14 protein-coding genes are annotated in these 17,457 nt (G+C 40.2%); 7 read left to right on the top strand and 7 right to left on the bottom strand.

Annotation, left to right across the window (positions count from 1 at the left end; all coding sequences use genetic code 11):
- Nucleotides 1-164 precede the first annotated feature (164 nt).
- The gene (locus KGY70_06620; GenBank protein MBS3774839.1) at nt 165-989 is read right to left on the bottom strand and encodes a DUF3108 domain-containing protein; all 825 of its coding nucleotides are present in this window, start codon (nt 987-989) and stop codon (nt 165-167) included.
- 14 nt (nt 990-1,003) lie between these two features.
- Nucleotides 1,004-3,112, bottom strand: a complete 2,109-nt coding sequence (gene recG / locus KGY70_06615) for an ATP-dependent DNA helicase RecG (protein ID MBS3774838.1) — start codon at nt 3,110-3,112, stop codon at nt 1,004-1,006.
- Nucleotides 3,113-3,168: 56 nt separating this feature from the next.
- Here recG and KGY70_06610 point away from each other — a divergent pair, with 56 nt between their 5' ends.
- Nucleotides 3,169-3,987 (top strand): class I SAM-dependent methyltransferase, encoded by an 819-nt coding sequence (locus KGY70_06610; GenBank protein MBS3774837.1) that lies wholly within the window; start codon nt 3,169-3,171, stop codon nt 3,985-3,987.
- Between the two features lie 332 nt (nt 3,988-4,319).
- On the top strand, nt 4,320-4,541 hold the full coding sequence (locus KGY70_06605) for a DUF2795 domain-containing protein (GenBank protein ID MBS3774836.1): 222 nt from the start codon (nt 4,320-4,322) through the stop codon (nt 4,539-4,541).
- Between the two features lie 23 nt (nt 4,542-4,564).
- Here the strand turns inward: KGY70_06605 and KGY70_06600 are convergent, their stop codons facing one another.
- The 5 genes from KGY70_06600 to guaB form a co-directional block, all read right to left on the bottom strand.
- Complete coding sequence (locus KGY70_06600; GenBank protein ID MBS3774835.1) at nt 4,565-6,163, bottom strand: hypothetical protein; 1,599 nt, start codon at nt 6,161-6,163, stop codon at nt 4,565-4,567.
- Nucleotides 6,164-6,229: 66 nt separating this feature from the next.
- Nucleotides 6,230-7,570, bottom strand: coding sequence for a peptidylprolyl isomerase (locus tag KGY70_06595; GenBank protein MBS3774834.1), 1,341 nt, complete (start codon nt 7,568-7,570; stop codon nt 6,230-6,232).
- A gap of 16 nt (nt 7,571-7,586) precedes the next feature.
- Nucleotides 7,587-8,438: a hypothetical protein gene (locus KGY70_06590; GenBank protein MBS3774833.1), complete on the bottom strand. Its 852-nt coding sequence runs from the start codon at nt 8,436-8,438 to the stop codon at nt 7,587-7,589.
- A 7-nt stretch (nt 8,439-8,445) separates the two neighbouring features.
- Nucleotides 8,446-10,419: a peptidylprolyl isomerase gene (locus KGY70_06585; GenBank protein MBS3774832.1), complete on the bottom strand. Its 1,974-nt coding sequence runs from the start codon at nt 10,417-10,419 to the stop codon at nt 8,446-8,448.
- Nucleotides 10,420-10,532: 113 nt separating this feature from the next.
- Nucleotides 10,533-12,008: an IMP dehydrogenase gene (gene guaB, locus KGY70_06580; GenBank protein ID MBS3774831.1), complete on the bottom strand. Its 1,476-nt coding sequence runs from the start codon at nt 12,006-12,008 to the stop codon at nt 10,533-10,535.
- 228 nt (nt 12,009-12,236) lie between these two features.
- Between guaB and KGY70_06575 the strand changes: the two genes are divergently transcribed.
- From KGY70_06575 to KGY70_06555, 5 genes are all read left to right on the top strand, one after another.
- Nucleotides 12,237-14,174 (top strand): RecQ family ATP-dependent DNA helicase, encoded by a 1,938-nt coding sequence (locus tag KGY70_06575; protein MBS3774830.1) that lies wholly within the window; start codon nt 12,237-12,239, stop codon nt 14,172-14,174.
- 173 nt (nt 14,175-14,347) lie between these two features.
- Nucleotides 14,348-14,983, top strand: a complete 636-nt coding sequence (locus KGY70_06570) for a DUF5063 domain-containing protein (protein MBS3774829.1) — start codon at nt 14,348-14,350, stop codon at nt 14,981-14,983.
- Nucleotides 14,984-15,023: 40 nt separating this feature from the next.
- Complete coding sequence (locus KGY70_06565) at nt 15,024-15,611, top strand: 3'-5' exonuclease domain-containing protein 2 (protein MBS3774828.1); 588 nt, start codon at nt 15,024-15,026, stop codon at nt 15,609-15,611.
- Nucleotides 15,612-15,613: 2 nt separating this feature from the next.
- Nucleotides 15,614-16,798, top strand: coding sequence for a class I SAM-dependent rRNA methyltransferase (locus KGY70_06560; GenBank protein ID MBS3774827.1), 1,185 nt, complete (start codon nt 15,614-15,616; stop codon nt 16,796-16,798).
- 88 nt (nt 16,799-16,886) lie between these two features.
- Nucleotides 16,887-17,444 (top strand): HDIG domain-containing protein, encoded by a 558-nt coding sequence (locus KGY70_06555; GenBank protein ID MBS3774826.1) that lies wholly within the window; start codon nt 16,887-16,889, stop codon nt 17,442-17,444.
- Nucleotides 17,445-17,457: the final 13 nt, after the last annotated feature.

Genomic DNA, 17,457 nt, shown 5'->3' with positions numbered 1-17,457 from the left:
TGGAGGGCCATTCAAACCAAAGACTATTTTCTTCTGGGATTTCTGATTTTAATAATGATCCATTTGTTTTTCAAATCAATGTTATTCAGGGAAGATGGGGTGATTTTCTTTGGTTTTTTCTATGGGTTGCTTTATTTGGCTAAAGACAGGGAAAATCCAGCCGTTTAATTTATTTTGGAGTCAAGTTCATACCTTAGTCCTTCATAATCCACCATTCTGGCTTTGATCTTTCCCACTTTGATCGGGCTTTCTATCCATACAGGCAAACGGTTTTGATCATCGGTTATCCAAACTTCAAGATCTTCTCCGCCTTTAAAGACATCCCCCGGGACCAGGTAACCGGAAAATTTGATGCAATTGAATTTGCCCATTCCCCGCACCCTTCTTTCCTCTTTGCCAAGGTATCTGATATATATCGGTTCAATCTGGCTGTCGAGGAGTAGCGTAAGGGGTATTTTTTCTCCCACTTCATATTTTGAGAAATCGATGGATCTTGCATAATAGATGATGGACATAATATCGTGGGTGCAGTTGGTGAGTGGAATGGTATCCTTCTTAAAGGGTTGACGGGTTTTTTTAGACTGTGCATAAGCCACGCTGTCGTTCCAGTTGTATTCATAGGTGATATCAATCTTATAGCCACCCTCGTTAACGTCCCGCTTGTAATAATAGGGTTTCAGGGTTTCCGGGTCCACCCAGGTTTCATAGATATCTCTTACCTCATAAAACCAGTCATAAAATTTATAGGTTTTGCCTTTGCCTATCAGATGGTAAGCATTCTGATTGTTTCTCATGGCTTCATTCACCTCAAAGGTAACTTCCCCGACATCCGTCCATACCAGAAACCAGTTGTAGGTTAGCACATATTTGATTTTTTCTCCGGACTCAAAATTTTTATAGGAAGGGATACAATCGGGATTGTGATTTTGTCCTTCAGAAAAAAGTATAATGCCCAAAAACAATATGATCAAACCTATCTTCTTCATCATAAATCTCCTTTTTATTAACTTACTACACTGTAGTTCTTTGATCTTTTCCTGATCAATCTAAGTTGTTCCTTCACGATACCATGCGCTTCACTTTTCAGTTCGGGGTCATCTTCAAGTATTTCCATAGCTACCTTTCTTGCATGGGTTAATATTTCCGAATCTTTACCGAGATTCGCAATTTTAAGATCAAAAGGTATGCCACTTTGCTGAGTACCTTCAATATCGCCCGGTCCCCTTAACTGCAGGTCGGCTTCTGCTATTTCGAATCCGTCATTGCTTTGGACCAGTGCCTGTATTCTCTTTCTGGCTTCTTCAGAAAGTTTGTCTGAGGTCATAAGCACACAGTAGCTTTGATATTTGCCCCTTCCTATTCTTCCCCTTAGCTGGTGCAATTGAGACAAACCAAATCGTTCGGCGTTTTCGATGACCATTACCGAGGCATTGGGAACGTCCACGCCTACTTCTATAACAGTTGTGGATACCATGATGTTTGTTTGACCACGGGCAAAAAGCCCCATGGATTTGGCTTTCTCCTCCGGCTTCATCCTTCCGTGTACTACACTAACTGCATATTTGGGAGGGGGAAAATAGCGAAGTATGGTCTCGTATCCTTCTTCAAGGTCTTTCAGGTCAAGTTTTTCGGATTCTCTGATCAGGGGATAAACGATGTAAATTTGTCTCCCCTTGTGAATCATCTTCCTCATGAATTCAATAAGCCGTAAACGCTTGGCTTCGTAAAGATGGACAGTTTTAACCGGTTTTCTTCCCGGCGGTAATTCATCAATCACTGAAACATCCAGGTCTCCGTAGATGGTCATGGATAGTGTTCGGGGAATTGGAGTGGCAGTCATGACAAGGACATGAGGAGGCTGGGTGTTTTTTTTCCAGAGTTTGGCCCTTTGAGCCACTCCAAAACGGTGTTGCTCATCAATCACGACCAAACCCAGGTTTTTGAACTGAACGGTGTCTTCAATCAGGGCATGGGTACCAATCAATATCTGAAGCTCACCGTTCAGGAGGGCTTCGTGAATTTTTTTTCTTTCTACAGCCGGTGTTGAGCCTGTTAGAAGTTTGACGCTTACCGGTAAGTCATCCAGAAATCGTGTTATACTTTCATAATGCTGATTGGCAAGAATCTCCGTAGGAGCCATGATACAGCTCTGATAGTTGTTGTCGAGGGCTATTAATATGCTCATCAATGCAACCAAGGTTTTTCCGCTACCCACATCTCCCTGAAGCAGGCGATTCATCTGCAAGCCGGAACCCAAATCCCGGCGTATCTCTTTAAGCACTTTCTTTTGAGCATTGGTAAGCTTGAATGGCAGTTTTTTATTGTAAAAGGAATTAAACAGCGCTCCTACCTTTTCAAAATTGAAACCGCTGAATTTCCGAATACGCGTGTTTTTCTGCTCCAGTATATTTAATTCCACATAAAACAATTCTTCAAATTTCAACCTGTATTGGGCTTTGAGCAACTGATCCCAGTTTTGGGGAAAGTGAATGTGAATTAAAGCTTCATTTAAAGCATTAAGTTTAAGTTGATTGATAAGTTTTTCCGGTAATGTCTCCCCGATTTTGTCTTTGACCTCCTGAAGCAGGTTGTTTTGTAATTTTCGGATTACCTTTGAGTTTATGTAATTCTTTTTCAATCTTTCCGTTGTATTGTAATGGGCTTCAAGGCCCTGTTGTATCCTGGAATTATATTCTTCCAGCGATTCTATCTCGGGATGAATGATGTTTATTTGCTGATTGAATACGGTGGGTTTTCCAAATATCACATAATCTTTATCCAGGGAATAGGATTTTTTGATCCAGTTGATGCCCCTGAACCAAACAAGTTTGATCAGGCCTGTTTCATCTGCAAAATACCCTATTAGTCTTCTTTTGTTGGGTTTGCCGGCCAGCTCAAATTTCACAATTTTACCTTTTATCTGGATGTTTGCCAGGTCGGGATGAACATCTTTTATGTTGTAAAATCGGGTGCGATCGATGTATTTATAGGGAAAATAATAAAGGAGATCACCATAACGTCTTATATTAAGTTCTTCAGATAATAATTTAGCTCTTTTGGGTCCTACTCCGGGAAGATATTTAATATCTTTGTTAAAAACTGTTGCGTTCATCAACCCTTAAAATTTTGATAAAAATAATATTCATCACACAGAAAATTCATATTTGGATGGCTTTTTTTAGATCATTTGCTTCTTTGGTTAAATTCGGGCTTAAATATTTACAATTTCTTATTTCTGCCAGGCATTTCAGAGGATACGGATTGCATTCGCCTTTTATTTTTCAGCTTTACAGGAAAGTGATATCAAAAAAGGATGATAAGGTACTGGAGGGTATTAGAAAGTTCCGGAAATATCTGCTGAAGAGCAAAACTGTGGTAGATTGTGGTGAATTTGAAGCCGGTGCCGGGTCAAAATATGGGCAAAAACCAAACCGGGTCAGGCTGAATAAAATAATAAGAAGTTCCTCGGTACCCCATAAATATGGTAAGATATTATATTACCTGGTTAGAAACATACAGCCTGCTAATATTCTGGAGATGGGTACTTCAGTAGGTATAAGCACCTTGTATCTGGCCCTCGGATGGGAAAAAGCGAGGGTTTGGAGCATAGAAGCTTCGCGGGGTAAGTTAAGCATAGCACTGGATAATTTTCAAACCCTCGGCATTACAAATGTATATCTTTATAATGGAGGGTTTGACGTACAACTAGTCAGGGTGCTTGACCATATGCCCTCAGTGGATATGGTTTTCATTGACGGGGACCACAAAAAGCAAACTACACTGAATTATTTTGAATTGATACTGGATTTTGTACATAACGACACCGTTATTGTCATTGATGATATACATTGGTCCTCTGGTATGGAAGCAGCCTGGGATCAGATCCAGGATTATGAAAATGTGCAGGTAAGCGTTGATCTTTTTCACATGGGAATCCTCTTTTTCAGAAAAGAACTCTCACCTGAAACTTTTAAAATCAGGTATTAAAATGCCGGAGAATTAAATGTTCGTATAAACCAAATACCTTGGGATATCATCACGTATTCAATTTAAACACCTGAGTAAACATAATTTTGTGGGAGGTGAAGCAGTAAAGGCTAACCGATCCATTGACCTGATGATGAGGCTATTAATCAACATTCAATGAATTAGCAAGAAAAAGGTGAACAAGTATTATCGCGTAATGTTGAAGGAAGTTGTCGAAAGATTTGACTGTACAGGAGATATTATGGAATCCAAACAAATAATAAAGTTTTGCTTTTAACGTATTAATTTTAAATTTGCAAAACTTTAGTAACACATAAAAAATCTTCTATATTATGTATTGGACGCTTGAATTAGCATCAAAGTTAGAAGATGCACCCTGGCCAGCAACAAAGGAAGAATTGATTGATTATGCTATTCGTTCCGGTGCTCCAATGGAAGTCATTGAGAATTTACAGGAAATTGAAGATGAAGGAGAGGTCTATGAAAGTATAGAGGACATCTGGCCTGATTATCCAAGTAAGGATGATTTTTTCTTTAATGAAGATGAATATTAAGAAATCATCATATCACCCTGTTTTTACCGGGAGGAGGGAGATCCTGTATCGCCCTCCTTTGTATTACTCTCCTTTACGGGTTTTTGAATCCTGGAAGTAAAAAAGATATCATATTTGGAGGTAGGCCTGAATTCTTCAAGCCACTGAAATCCCTCCAGTTTAGACTCTTTCATATCTCCAAGGGGATATAATGTACCATCGGGTTTTTCCAGCATTGTTACACGAGCCACCTGATTATCCTTTAATTGAATCAATAAATTGCTGCTGGCTGCTTTATTTACTCCCACTATAGCTTCTTTATTTTTTGTATAATAGATGGTTTCACCATTTCCGTTTACCTCAACTGTTTTCAGTTTGTTGTCTTTGAAATGGCCTGTCATCTTTTTCCCTTTTATCTGATTGAACCGGTCTTCTGCCTCCCTGCTGATCATAAAGGCAGCATCGTGTAATATAAATTTGCTTACCCGGTTGTTTTCTGTAAATATTTCTATGAATTCTGCTGTGACCTGACTGCTGTCCGTCCAGATCACCGGATCTGTGTACATCCGGATGATTGAATCTTTGAGCGAATAATACAACGAATCACATTTTCCCTGCAAATTAGATTTGTAGATCTTTGCCTGATAATAGGCCTTGAAAATTCTGTATTCTCCGGTAGTATCGTAATGTGATTTCAGTGTATCCGCATGGAGGTAGAGCGAATCGTTCTCATCATCAATGGATATCATATGAGCGCTATCCGTCATAAAAGCTTTTTCCGGTTCATCGGTATATTCTGAATAATTACCTCTCAGAATGACATTTTCGGTAGTATCCCTGATTTCAGCGTTGCTTCGGATTTCTCCATAACCCAGTGAATCATCGTAAAATAAGGTGTCGCCTTTGATGTTTCGGGCTTCTTTTTGATAAAAAGCATTTTTTCTGAATAAAAACTGGGATTCTTTGGTTTTGTACCATCCGTTTTCACAATACAGGTAGTTTTCATCGCTGTGAATATGAGTTGGCCCGAAAAAGTAGGCTATTTCTGTTTCTGTATTATATTCAAGGGTATCACAGTTAACCGTATAATCGGGATCCTTTATCACCACACTGTCCTTAAAGTTGGCGATTTTTCTGTCCGAATAATAATGCCCCTGCCTGCTTGTGATGGTCTTGTCTTCATTTTCTATCTGACCCCCGTCGAAATAGTAGGCGTAATTGTTTTCGGTATAAAAGTTCAGAGAATCGGTAGTGAGTGTGGCCTCTTTATCTCTTAGAACCACATTTTCTCTGACACGCCCGAAATTTTTATTTCCTTCATAACTCAGGAAGTCACCGTAAAGATCCAGCGTATCGCCCCTTTCTATATGGACATTGTCATAGGCATCTATTTTATTGCGGTTTGTATAGGAGTAGGCACTGTCACAGGACATAATGAAGTCATTGTGTTTAAACCTCACATTGCCGATGAACTTCCTGACGTCAGGATGGACCTTTGCATTATAAACCAGACTATCCGCGTGCTCAATTTCAATCCTTCGTGTTTTCTTTTTTTTTTGAGCCTGTGCAATCCCCGTTGCCATAACAAAAAGGAGTGTTAAGATGAATATTTTTTTTACAGATATGGCTGATTGGGTGTTCATGGTTCGTGTGGTGGTTTATTAAAACACAACCAGGCATATATCACAATGCCTGGTTGGCAAGATGGTTTATTGCACAGCTATTTGGCACTTTTTAAAAGAATCATCTATATGAATATAGGTATTTGATTTTTTCTTTCTAATCCAGTTTTGTATAACCTTTCGGTGTTCCTGTTCCAGTGCCATCTGCTGGATGGTGCTGAAATCGTTTTCCAGGTTGGCCTTGTGTTCTCCTATTCTTTCCTGCAACCTGGTGATTTTAAAGATCATTTTTCCCTGGTCATCCTGAGTTTGATAGGGATCAGAAATCTCACCTTCATTTAAATCTTTTACCGCGTTGTAGTCGGCCTGAGGCAATTGATCCAGTTCAAATTCATTGCTTGCATTCTGGGGATTGACAAGTAGTCCCCCGTTTCTTTTATACTGTTTGTCGTCAGAAAATTCAATTGCGGCTTGCTCAAAAGCAATGTTTCCTTTTCTGATTTCCGTTGCAATACTATCCAGCCGGGTCATTACTTGTTGCCTCTGTTCCGGGCCAATATCAGGTTTGATCAGTATATGGCGGACATTTATCTCATCATCCCGGCGATCAATTAATTTGATCAAATGATATCCATATGAAGATTCAACGATTCCGCTCATTTCACCTTCCTGCAAGCTGAAAGCCGCATCGGCGAATGCAGGGTCCAGCTCATCCGCTGTCCGGTAACCCAGTTCTCCACCTTTGCCGGAGGTGCCCCGGTCTTCTGAATAAAGAACAGCAAGAGTTGAAAATTTTTCCCCCTCCTGTATTCTTTTTCTTAACTCCAATAATCTCTGGCGTGCCTGTTTTTCGGCTTCTTCAGACTCAGGGGGGTATTTCACTACCTGGGCAATTTGTACTTTTTGATTAACCGTGGGAATGCTGTCTTCCGGCAAATTATTGTAATATTCTTCCACTTCTGCCGGAGAAACCCTGACATTTTGAATGAGCTCCTGTCTCATTTTTTGAGTGCGAAGCTGTTCACTCAGAAGATCCCTGAAATCCGCCCTGATCTCTGGTATGCTTTTGTTGTAATAGTCTTCAAGCTTTTCCCTGGAGCCGATCTGCCTTATAAAGTAACGCAGCCTCATGTCAAGTTGCTGTTCTACCTGATTATCGCTGACTTCTATACTATCTTTTTCGGCCTGTATTAAGAGTAATTTTTGAGAAATAAGCTCGTCCAACAAATTGCAGCGTAGGTTTGACGAGCTCATTCCCTGAGCCCTCATTTGCATGAGCTGGCTTTCGATATCCGATTGCAGAATGGTTTTGTCTCCTACAACAGCTACCACCTGATCGATTAATTTTGGATTTTGTGCCCATGTTGCCGGTATGATGGTTAATAACAATCCTGTTGTAATAAATATTTTTTTCAAGTTTAACTTCATAGATTTATTCATTTTTTTAATAGATGACAAATTCATTGTGGTTTAACGCCTGATTGTAAATATCATTTTCCAGGCTTTTTAACAGTTGATGTTTGCGTTTATTAATGATGATGTTTTTAATTTTATCTCTTACATAGTCCATTGGAGCTTGATTTCCCCTTAGGGTGTAATCGTTGATCCGGATAAAATGGAGTGCGTTGCCCTCCCGCTCTTCAATATATCTGTTGTTCCTAAAAAAACGTTGTGGCTGACTTATTTCCAATGGCAAATTTTTGAGAAAACTGTCAAAATCGATCCATTGGTTGTCAAAATCATCAAATTTATCCGCATACTGATAACAGTAATCTTCAAGCTCCTCCAGGTCTTCCTCGTCATTGGATCTGTACCATCTCCTTACGTTTTCGATATTGGGTGAATTGAGGGGAAGTTTGATATACAAAATTTTGGCCAGGTTTTTGTCTAAAACGAAATTGGATGCGTTGTCATTATAATAATTTTTAATCTCCTCATTGGGAATTACTGTATCCAGCTTTTGATCGATCAGTTCCTGCTGGTATCTGTAAATTAGAAGGGAGGCCCGGTATTCTTCTATTTGTTTGGTAATGTCTTTTTGTTCTTTGGGGAGATTTCTTTCCGCATTTTTCAGCAGGAGTTGCTTTTTGATCCACTTGTCGATATAGTTTTTCGCTATAAGTGCACTGTCCTCTTCTGATTTGTTCTCCGGAATCACATTTTTCAGTTCGGAAAGATAAAGGTATTTATCATGAATTCTGGCTATTGGCTTTTTGTCCTTATCGTTTTGCTCCTGACATCCTGCAACAACAAATACCAGTAAAAACAACATTCCGGTAAATTTCATTTGATTCATACCCCTTTTATTGGTTTCTGATTTCATTCAACAGTTCCTGGTTAATTTGTATGGTATATTTATCCTTTAGTTCTTGTATCCACTGCTCTTCTACATGATTCTGATAATCACCCAATATTGTTCCTCTTATGTTTTCAAGCTTTTTTGGTTCCGGCGGCACAATTTCTCCCTCAACCAGGTATGCCCTTTTCTCTGATTCATTCTTTTTTTCTATATCCCATGCATAGCGATCAATGATGGGATTCTCGCCTTTGTGGAACAAACCTTCCTTAATTTCTAACTTCTTTTCCTTCTTGTTTATTTTTTCTAAAATTTCCTTATCGGAATGTTTTTTTCTGAACAAATTTAAAAAACCGCCTTTTTTCAGTCTCTTTACTTTTTCCAATGTTTTTTGGTTGTCACATATATAGATTTTCCCCTTAAACCGTTCTTCCCACATATATTTGTTTTTGTGGTTTTCGTAATATCTCTTTAAACCGGCTGTATCCTCTGCAGCCTTAGACCATACTTTCCGGTCCATGATTTCAAACAACAAAATGCCATCATGGTATTCCTTCAGGAGGTATTTGTATTCAGGGTATTTTTCAGGCAGGCGTTTCTCTTCATAATCGAGGATCATATCCTTCCGGAAACGCTCATAAGCTTTATCAAGAAGAAATTGTCCCTCAAACCGTTTTTTAAAATTATAGGGAGGCGTATCCAGGTATTCTATAAAATCGCCTGTATGGAACAATTTATCCCGGATAACAATAAGACTGTCATTTCCGGGGTATGCATTAAGCTGATCCCAGGCGATGCTGTCTTTCTCTTCGGGTTGCTTTATAAAACGATAAAGCTTTCGGAAGTTTGACATGCGTTCGACAAAATGATATTCTTTTTTTAAGCCTGCAATTAAAGCATCCTGGGCGATTTGAAAACGTGGGGTTTTCTCCAGTGTTCTTTGAAGTTGTTCTTTTTCCTTTTCAAATGAGCCCAGTGTTTTTTTGTCGATAAGTTTGATAATATGCCATCCTACAGAGGTTTTAAAAGGTTTGGAAATTTCTCCCTTGTCATCCAGTGAAAAAGCTGTTTTTTCAAATTCGGGCACCATCTTTCCTACTCCGAACCAGGGCAGTTCGCCACCATTTTGTGCCGAGTTTTTATCTTCCGATAATTTCCTGGCTAGTTTCTCAAAATCTGCTCCTTTCTTGATCCGATGATAGATTTCGTTTATTTTCTCTTTTTTTTCCTGTCTCTTTTCTTTGGGCATGGAATTGGGAGCAAGAAGCATGATGTGTGCCACTTTGACTTTTCCCCTGGCTTTTCGATGGTCATTCTTTTTGATGAGGTGATAACCGTTCCTTGTTTTTACCGGGAAGGATATTTCGTTAACTTCCATATTGTAGGCTGCATTTTCAAAAGGATACAACATTTGCAGGGCAGTAAAATATCCCAGATCTCCTCCGTTGCTTTTAACGGTAGGGTCATCCGATGTAGCCCGGGCAACCTGGGAAAAGGTTTCATCTTTTTTTATGATTCTTTTTCTGATATCCCTGGCCTTTTCATAAGCATGAAGTGTATCCTGATAGGAGGCAGGGGTGGGGAATTTGATCAATATTTGACTTGCTTTAATCTCTTGCTTGCTTCGTTCGTATGCTTCACGCAGAAACTCATTCATTGTTTCATCGTCTCTCAGATAGGGTCTGGCCAGTTCCTTTCGGTAATTTTCCAATTCTTTTCTGAAAGAAGCGTGTGTGTCCAGGCCCATGTTCTGAGCTTCAATCACTTTTAGTTTGAAATTTATAAAAAGGTCTAAGTAATCTTCTAGATCGGTCTTCTCTCCTGATTTAAGATTTTGCTGATTTTTTTTATAGATACTGAGAAACTCTTCAGAAGTTATTTTATGTCCGTCGATGGTCAGAAGGACCTTATCATCCTGAGCCAAAAGAAGTGTATGGAGAGGAATAATGAAGATAATAAGCAGTGTGGTGAATTTCTTCATAAGGACAATGATTTTCAATTGATTTTTTTGGGCTTTGAGTTATTTCATCAATCAATTCATTTTTTACAAATCCCGTTCCCAATGGTTCTTCCGTTTATAAACCGAAGCCAATATCATTCCCAGCGACTGTAGTTGGGTGCTTCTCTGGTAATGGATACGTCGTGGGGATGACTTTCAATCATACCGGGACTGGTTATTTTAACGAATCTGGCTTCTTTTAATTGCTGTATATTTGGTGATCCGCAGTATCCCATACCTGCCTTCAGGCCCCCTATCAATTGATAAACAACCTCTGAGAGATTACCTTTATAGGGCACTCTGCCCGTTATGCCTTCGGGCACCAGTTTTCTGACATCTTCTTCCAGATTCTGAAAATATCTGTCTTTTGAACCTTCCTGCATGGCTTCAACCGATCCCATTCCCCGATAAGTTTTAAATTTTCGTCCTTGGTATATGATTGTCTCTCCAGGTGACTCTTCAACCCCGGCAAACAGGGATCCTGCCATTATTGAATCGGCACCGGCAGCTAACGCTTTGACCAGATCTCCGGAATACCTTAAACCACCATCGGCAATGATGGGTACTCCCATAGGAGCAGCTTCCTTTGCCACATCAAAAATGGCCGATATTTGGGGCAGTCCGACACCTGCTACTACGCGGGTAGTACAGATTGACCCCGGCCCGATTCCTACTTTCAAGGCATCTGCCCCGGCTTTGAGCAGATCTCTTGCTGCTTCTGCGGTGCCTATATTACCCACGATTACTTCCATGTCGGGATAAGCGTGTTTGATTTTCTTTAAAGTCTGAAACACACCCCTGGAGTGGGCGTGGGCCGTATCAATTACTAATGCATCCACGTTTTCTTTGATCAGGGCTTCTGCACGATCCAGTGCATCATGGGTGGCCCCAACAGCACCTGCCACTCTTAATCTGCCTTTTTCATCTTTACAGGCATTGGGGTTGTCTTTGGCTTTGGTGATGTCTTTATAAGTGAGCAGTCCCACAAGTTTGTTCCCGTCATCAATAACAGGAAGCTTTTCGATCCTGTAGTTTTTGAGTATTTCGGTAGCTTCGTGCAGGTCAATTGATTGTGATGTAGTAACGATCTTGTTTTTGGTCATTACTTCATCTACAGGGCGATTGAGATCTTCTTCGAACCTCAGATCCCTGTTGGTTACAATGCCTATAAGAATTCCTCCGTCATCTACTACAGGAATCCCCCCGATCTTATAATCTTTCATGATGCTCAAAGCATCCCCTATGGTGCTGTTTTTCCTGATTGTAATCGGATCATAGATCATTCCGTTTTCGGCTCTCTTGGCTGTCTTAACATGTTTAGCCTGTTCAGAAATGCTCATGTTTTTATGTATAACCCCGATGCCACCGAGCCGGGCCATGGCAATAGCAAGCCCCGCTTCCGTAACGGTATCCATAGCCGCAGAAATAATAGGTATATTGAGCTGTATATTTCTTGAGAATTTTGTTGATAAATCAACTTCGTGGGGTAATACTTCCGAGTATTGCGGAATCAGCAATACATCATCGAAAGTATATCCTTCAGCCTGAATTTTTTCTTCATTAAAAGCCATTTGAAATCGATTTTTGGGTTGATATAAAATTGCGCTAAATTACAAAAAAGTAAGCAAACAAAAAGGATCAACCGTTTAAAATGTGAACGCCTGTATCTTCGATTAAAAGCATTTTATATTGTTTTTAATTATTTTTAACGAACTTTTGAATGTAATACGCTTTTTTAGATTTTTTATTTTGGTTTTTTCATTATTTTGCATGTAAGGATTATAGAACTGATAAATCACTTGGAATTATATAAGCAAATACTGCTAAAATACTGGGGTTATTCGGAATTCAGACCCCTGCAGGAAGATATTGTCCGCTCTGTAGTGGAGGACCGGAAAGATACCCTGGCGCTGATGCCTACAGGGGGTGGAAAATCCATTACTTTTCAGGTACCTTCTCTTGCTCAGGAAGGCATTTGCCTGGTGATTACTCCCTTAATTGCTCTGATGAAAGATCAGGTGGAGAAACTCAGAAGCCTGGGGATAAAAGCTATGGCGATTCATTCGGGCATGAAAAAACAGGAGATTGATGTGGCTCTTGATAACTGTATTTTTGGGAACTATAAGTTTCTGTACATTTCCCCCGAAAGAATCGAGACAGAGATATTTAAAGCCCGGGTACAGAAGATGAATGTGAATCTGGTGACCGTTGATGAGGCCCATTGTATCTCACAGTGGGGGTATGATTTTCGTCCTTCCTATTTGAAAATAGTGAAACTGAGGGAGTATCTTTCTGTTAATGCTCCCTTCCTGGCCCTTACAGCTACAGCAACACCCGATGTGATCGAGGATATACAGAAAAGGCTTGATTTCGGGACCCGGAATGTACTTTGGAAAAGTTTTGAGCGGAAGAACCTGGTTTATCTGGTGAGAGAAGTGGAAAACAAACAGAAGTATCTTCTGAAAACCCTTTCGAAACTCAGAAGAAGATCCGGAATTATTTATACAAGAAGCAGGAAAAGAACACGGGAAATCGCTGAATTGCTGCAGAAAAATAATATTTCGGCCGATTATTATCATGCGGGTCTGGAACATGATGAAAGAGCCCGCAAACAGGAAGACTGGCAGGAAGGCAGGAATCTGGTCATGGTGTCTACTAATGCTTTTGGCATGGGAATAGATAAGCCGGATGTCAGGTTTGTAATCCATTATGATGTTCCCGATAATATTGAATCGTATTTCCAGGAAGCCGGGAGAGCCGGCCGCGACGGAAAAAGAGCTTATGCCGTGCTGTTGTATAATGACACAGACCGTGTGAAGGCTGAGCAGCGGATAAAGAATAATTTCCCCGAAATCAGTCAGATTAAAGCGGTTTATGAAGCACTGGGAAATTACTTTCAAATTCCCATCGAAGGAGGAAAAAATCAGGCTTTTGATTTTAATGTTTCTGACTTTGCCTCAACCTATCATTTTAGCTATGTTACCATTTATAACAGCCTTGATTTTTTGCAGAAAGAAGGATATATAGAACTGACGGATGAACTGTCCAACCGGTCCAAGATTCATTTTTGGGTAAACCGGGATAACCTTTATAATTTTCAGCTTTCCCGGGCTGAATATGATACTTTCATTAAACTTCTGCTTCGTTCCTATACTGGTGTTTTTACAGATTACGTCAATATTGATGAACGTTATCTTGCCCGCAGGGCTAATTCCCGTGTGGAGGTTGTTTACAGATATCTCCAGCAACTTAAAAAATTTAAGATCCTTGATTATATTCCCTATAAGAAATCCCCTATGGTGGTATATACAGAAGAAAGGCTTGATAAACGTAATATTCATATTTCCAGAGAAAAATACAGGGAAAGAAAATCGTTATACATAAGTAAACTTCATCAAATGATCCATTATGCTTCCAACACTACCAAGTGCAGAAGCCGCCTACTTTTGGAATATTTCGGGGAAATGGACGCTTATCGTTGCGGCCAGTGTGATGTGTGTGCCAGCAGAAATGAACTGGAATTGAATGATATTGAATTTAATGCCATATTCAATGAAATCAAAGATCATCTCCAGCATGAGAATTTGACTTCCGAGCAATTGGTGGATCGTATAGATCATCCGGAAGATAAAGTGATCAAAGTTATTGACTGGCTTCTGGATAACAAAAATCTGCTTACTACAGATCATGGAGAATTGAAATGGGCCGGAAAAAGAAACCAGGCAGGAAAAAGCTGAGGATCTTCATTCCTGCCTGGAGCCGATGCTAAAGGAGGTGATTCAAGATTTTGATACTATTATATAGATGATTTGATTTTTAATTAGGTTGCGTAGTCGATAATTTTTTTTGATACTTTTCCGAAGGCAAGGTAAAGTAGATTTTTTTACCTTTGTCCCTTTAAAAGGAATCTATGAATGAGGATGCTGAAAATAAAATCCTGCATAATGAGCAGGTTACAGAATTTGTTACACGGGCTGCTGAGTATTGTACTTTCGTGGAAAATACAGGAAATTTCAGTAAAAGGGATTTTATCAGGAAAGCCCTTTTTCTGTTATCAGAGATTTATACACGAATGATGCAGATGCCTGCATTGGAAAATGTGACAGATGCCGTCAATGAGAAATATGTAACAGAAAACGATTGGAATACAATATATCAAAAGGTAAGCACGAAACTGGGTTACCACAACGATTATCTCGACATATTTGATCCAGTGGCTAAAGAAGAGGAAGAGGTAAGTGTTGCCAGCCTGGGAGATAATTTTGCCGATTTATATCAGGATATGAAAGACTTTATTACCCTTTACAGTATGGGAAATGAGGAGGTTATGACAGACGCATTATGGGAGTGTCAGATGAATTTTGAAGAATATTGGGGACATAAAGTGTTGAATGCTTTACGAATATTGCACCGCATCTATTTTAGCGGCGAAGATATGGAAGAGGAGAGTGAAGAACAAGGGGAGGAGCAGGACTCCGAAGAGCAGGAGAGGGATAACTGGCTTTTTAAAAAGAAACAGGAACAATATAAAAAGCGGGATCAGTAAGAATATAAACCATAAAATGAGAACGGAAAATTATTAAAGGATGAAGTATCAGTCGTCCATTACGGAAGAGGAGATTAAGCAATTGCCCGCTAAAGAATTCAACGGGGAAATTTATCTGATAGACACCTTAAAGAAAGTGGATATAGCACTTCCTTTGCTGAAGGATAAAAAAATTCTTGGATTTGATACTGAAACCCGGCCTTCATTTAAGAAGGGGCCGAATAATGATATAGCGCTCTTACAATTGGCCACTTCAGATGAGGCTTTTTTATTCCGTATAAATTACATTGGTCTTCCCGGAGCACTTAAACGCCTTTTTGAAGACGATTCCATATTGAAGATCGGGTTGGCACTGAAGGATGATTTGAGCGGATTAAAACGGTTCGGTGATTTTACATCGGCTTCCTTTGTTGATTTACAGGACCTGGCCAAAGACCTTTCTATTCAGAACAATGGTCTTAAGAAACTGGCAGCAATTTTTCTGAATTTCCGGGTGTCAAAATCACGTTCCCAGCGGCTATCCAACTGGGAAAGACAGATACTGACTCCAAAACAGCTCACATATGCAGCTACGGATGCATGGGTGTGTTATGAACTTTACCGGGTAATGAAAGGTTATAAAAGCTGAATATGGATTATGGCCAGGTTATATTAAAGTCGGGGAAAGATCAATCTGTAAAACGTTATCATCCCTGGATTTTTTCAGGGGCTATCAAGAAAACCCTGGGTAATTTCAGGGAGGGAGATGTGGTGCAGGTATTCAATAATAAGGAGGAATTCCTGGGGCTTGGCCATTATCAGCCTGCCACTATAGCTGTAAGAATCATATCTTTTGAAAACAGACCCATCGATGAAGCTTTTTGGAGAGAAAAACTTTCCGGAGCAATGGGTCTTAGAAAGCAATTGGGTTACATCGGTAATGAAGAAACCAACGTATTCCGGTTGGTAAATGCTGAAGGGGATGGTTTCCCCGGTCTTATTATTGATTATTACAACGGGGTGGCTGTTATGCAGGCCCATTCGGTGGGGATGTACAGAAATAAGGAGCTTTTTGCCGAAATACTAAAAGATCTGCTTGGGAATTCCCTGCTTGCCGTTTACGATAAGAGCAGCTCCAGTTTGCCTTATAATGCTTCTGTAGAAAAAGTAAACCGGTACATTTTTGGTAATCCGGCTGATCAGTTGGTAAAAGAAAATGGTATGCATTTTTATGTGAACTGGGAAGAAGGTCAGAAAACCGGGTTTTTTATCGACCAGAGAGAGCACAGACGCTTGCTGAAAAATTATGCCCAAAATGCACGGGTGTTGAATCTGTTCGGGTATACCGGCGGGTTTTCCGTATATGCTGCTGCCGGGGGATGTAAGCGTGTTGTTTCGGTAGACAGTTCATCGGGAGCCACGGAGTTGGCGGAAAAGAACATGAAGCTGAACTTTCATAATCATACAGACCATTATGCATTAGCGAAGGAGGCTTTTAACTACCTGAGGAATACGGAAGAGCAATTTGATATCATCATCCTTGACCCGCCGGCCTTTGCAAAGCATCATAAGGTATTGCCCAATGCCCTGCAGGGTTATAAGAAACTAAACCGGCTTGCCCTGGAAAAAGTGCAGCCCGGAGGTCTTATCTTTACTTTTTCCTGTTCCCAGGTAGTGAGCCGGGAGGAATTCCGAAAAACAGTCTTTACTGCCTCAGCCAATACGGGTCGAAGGGTAAGGATACTTCATCAACTGAGTCAGCCTGCCGACCATCCGGTGAGTGTGTATCATCCCGAAGGAGAATACCTGAAAGGATTGGTGCTTCGGGTAGAGTGACAAGCTCCCTGTTTTCAGCAAGATTTTTTTTACGCCACATAATTCTTTATATTTGCAGGAATATGTTGAACCTAAAAACTAATAGTTTATGGATTTCAAACAAGCAGAATCATTGTTGAAGCAATATATTACCGACGAAAAGATGTTATATCATTGCTATGCTTCAGGGGCCGTAATGAGAGCACTGGCAAAAAGGCTGGGTCGCGATGAGGAGAAATGGGCCGTTACGGGGCTTTTGCATGATATTGATGCGGAAATGACCGATAAAGATCCTGCAAGACATGCATTGGAAGCTATACCCATTCTGAGGGAACAGGGCTTTGAGGAAGATGCACTGGATGCCATTAAGATGCATAATGAAGAAGCCGCCGGAGAGGATCGCACTACTGAATTCCAGCATGCCCTGGCCGCCGGAGAAACCATCACGGGATTGATTTATGCCACCACCCTGGTTTATCCCGATAAGAAGATTAAAAGCGTCAAACCCAAATCGATCAAAAAACGCATGAAGGAAAAAGCCTTTGCAGCTTCAGTAAACCGCGATACGATCCGTGAATGCGAAAAAATCGGGATACCGTTGGATGAGTTTATTGAATTGTCACTAAATGCCATGAAGGAAATTGATTATAAAATCGGACTGGATTAAGTTCAATGGAATT

The organism is Bacteroidales bacterium (assembly GCA_018334875.1).
Lineage (GTDB): Bacteria > Bacteroidota > Bacteroidia > Bacteroidales > UBA12077 > JAGXLC01.
Note: the sequence above shows the minus strand (reverse complement) of the source record. Positions and strands in the feature narration are given on the sequence as shown.

Coding starts and splice junctions, on each gene's coding strand:
- guaB (MBS3774831.1), bottom strand. CDS start 12,008: ATGGCTTTTAATGAAGAAAAAATTCAGGCTGAAGGATATACTTTCGAT.
- KGY70_06600 (MBS3774835.1), bottom strand. CDS start 6,163: ATGAACACCCAATCAGCCATATCTGTAAAAAAAATATTCATCTTAACA.
- KGY70_06565 (MBS3774828.1), top strand. CDS start 15,024: ATGAAGTATCAGTCGTCCATTACGGAAGAGGAGATTAAGCAATTGCCC.
- KGY70_06560 (MBS3774827.1), top strand. CDS start 15,614: ATGGATTATGGCCAGGTTATATTAAAGTCGGGGAAAGATCAATCTGTA.
- KGY70_06585 (MBS3774832.1), bottom strand. CDS start 10,419: ATGAAGAAATTCACCACACTGCTTATTATCTTCATTATTCCTCTCCAT.
- KGY70_06595 (MBS3774834.1), bottom strand. CDS start 7,570: ATGAAGTTAAACTTGAAAAAAATATTTATTACAACAGGATTGTTATTA.
- KGY70_06590 (MBS3774833.1), bottom strand. CDS start 8,438: ATGAATCAAATGAAATTTACCGGAATGTTGTTTTTACTGGTATTTGTT.
- KGY70_06620 (MBS3774839.1), bottom strand. CDS start 989: ATGATGAAGAAGATAGGTTTGATCATATTGTTTTTGGGCATTATACTT.
- KGY70_06555 (MBS3774826.1), top strand. CDS start 16,887: ATGGATTTCAAACAAGCAGAATCATTGTTGAAGCAATATATTACCGAC.
- KGY70_06605 (MBS3774836.1), top strand. CDS start 4,320: ATGTATTGGACGCTTGAATTAGCATCAAAGTTAGAAGATGCACCCTGG.
- KGY70_06610 (MBS3774837.1), top strand. CDS start 3,169: ATGGCTTTTTTTAGATCATTTGCTTCTTTGGTTAAATTCGGGCTTAAA.
- KGY70_06570 (MBS3774829.1), top strand. CDS start 14,348: ATGAATGAGGATGCTGAAAATAAAATCCTGCATAATGAGCAGGTTACA.
- recG (MBS3774838.1), bottom strand. CDS start 3,112: ATGAACGCAACAGTTTTTAACAAAGATATTAAATATCTTCCCGGAGTA.